The organism is Streptomyces sp. NPDC057486 (assembly GCF_042802415.1).
Taxonomy (GTDB): domain Bacteria; phylum Actinomycetota; class Actinomycetes; order Streptomycetales; family Streptomycetaceae; genus Streptomyces; species Streptomyces yanii.
This window is the reverse complement of the sequence record NZ_JBHVEE010000316.1, coordinates 1-1679: the sequence shown is the minus strand read 5'-3', so window position 1 is coordinate 1679 and position 1679 is coordinate 1. Positions and strand designations below refer to the sequence as shown.

Annotated in this window: 1 protein-coding gene; it reads left to right on the top strand. The window is 69.3% G+C overall.

The genetic code is table 11. From position 1 onward, the window contains the following. Positions 1-90: 90 nt before the first annotated feature. Positions 91-1527, top strand: a complete 1437-nt coding sequence (locus tag ACFU6I_RS48590) for an IS1380 family transposase (RefSeq protein WP_384381000.1) — start codon at positions 91-93, stop codon at positions 1525-1527. Positions 1528-1679: the final 152 nt, after the last annotated feature.

Sequence of the window (1679 nt, the reverse complement as noted above, 5' to 3'; positions counted from 1 at the left end):
CCTCGCCGTTTCACTTGAGTACGGCTGGCTTGGGGGCGGAAACGCGAAAGTGCCTTCCTGACCTGGGACGATGAACCTTGCTGAGGGGTTCTGTCGGTCCAGGCGGAGGGCACTTTCTACGTGCAGGGTATCGGGTTGCGTCCCAAGGTCCATGTCAGTGCCGATGGTTCGGGGGTGGTCGGGCATGCCGGGGCACGGTTGCTGGCGGATCTTGCCGATGCCACTGGTCTGACCGCCGCGTACTCTGCCGCTCTCAGGCCGCTTCGGCCGCGCGGGACTGGGCACGACCCGGGACGGGTCGCCACCGATCTCGCGGTGATGCTCGCCGACGGCGGTGAGGCGATCGCGGATCTGGCCGTGCTGCGGGACCAGGGCGAGGTGTTCGGCCCGGTCGCCTCCACACCCACGGCTTGGCGGTTGCTCGCCGACACCGACGAGGCTGCACTCGCTTCGCTGCGAGCGGCTCGCGCTTCAGCCCGGGAAGTCGCCTGGATGCAGGCCGCCGAGACCGGCGAGGGGATACCTGCCGCTCGGGCCGGCGGACAAGAACTTCCCGGCCTGGTCCTGGACCTCGACGCCACGCTGGTCACCTGCCACTCCGAGAAAGAGCAAGCCGCCCCGACCTATAAGGGCGGCTTCGGCTTCCATCCGTTGCTGTGTTTCCTCGCGAACACCGGCGAGGCCGTGTCGGGACGGCTGCGGCCCGGCAACTCCGGAGCCAACACTGCCGCCGATCACGTTGCGGTGCTCGACCAGGCGCTCACGCAGATCCCCGACGCTCACCGGCACGGCACCGACATCCTGGTCCGCGCCGACAGTGCCGGATCCGCGAAAGCCTTCCTCACCCACGTCCGCGACCTGCGGAAACGAGGAATCCGTACCTTCTTCTCAGTCGGATACGCCATCACCGAGCCCGTCCGCCGCGCGATCCGCTCGGTGCCCGACCGCCTCTGGCATCCCGCCCTGGACCAGGACGGGACGCTGCGTGATGGCGCAGAGGTTGCCGAGCTGACCGGGCTGGTTGATCTGGACGGCTACCCGGCCGGCACCCGCATCATCGTGCGCCGCGAGCGGCCGCACCCCGGAGCCCAGCTGTCCCTGTTCGATCAGGACGAGGGCCTGCGACATCAGGTGTTCCTCACCGACACCCCGTACTCCGGTGGTGGCTCCGCCCAGTTCCTGGAGGTCCGCCACCGCGGGCATGCCACCGTCGAGGACCACATCCGGTGCGGCAAGGCCACCGGCTTCGGCCGCTTCCCCTCCCGCGGCTTCGGCGTCAACGCTGTCTGGCTCGAACTCAGCCTCACAGCGATCGACCTGCTGGCCTGGACGCGCGTCCTGCTGCTGGACGGGGAGCTGGCCACTGCCGAGCCGAAGAAGCTCCGCTACCGGCTGCTGCACGTCGCTGCCCGCCTCACCCGCGGCGGCCGACGCCTGCGCTTGCGGATATCGGCGACCTGGCCCTGGAGAAACGAACTGGTCGCGGCCTTCCACCGTCTCGCCGCACTGCCCCGTCCGGCCAGCTGACCGGCAACCACCCTGCCCTCCCACGACCCGAAGGACTCCGGAGAACCCGACCACCGCGCCGGGATTCCGCCATGTCCGAGCACCAAAATCGCGTCGGTCACTCGGCAGTTGTCCCTCAGCGACGCCTCATCGCCCCAACCGAAACGGCGAGG